Here is a 219-nt window from a genome sequence, read left to right as displayed (position 1 = left end):
CTGAACAAGGATCGGGACACGCTGCTGGCTTTCTATGACTTCCCGGCCGAGCACTGGAAACACTTGCGGACGACGGACCCCATCGAAAGCACCTTCGCCACCGTGCGCCACCGCACCATCCGATCGAAAGGCTGCCTATCCAAGGACGGCGCTCGCGATGGTCTTCAAACTGCTTGAGGCCGCGCACAAAAGCTGGCGTCGTCTCGATGGCCACAACCA

The 219-nt window shown here is 60.7% G+C and carries 1 pseudogene; it reads left to right on the top strand.

Going from position 1 to position 219, the window contains the following annotated elements:
- A pseudogene (locus AC0L3P_RS40415) lies at positions 1 to 219 on the top strand (transposase); the annotation flags it as partial.

This window comes from Bradyrhizobium sp. WSM4874 (genome assembly GCF_055811835.1).
This window is presented reverse-complemented; position numbering and strand designations above follow the sequence as displayed.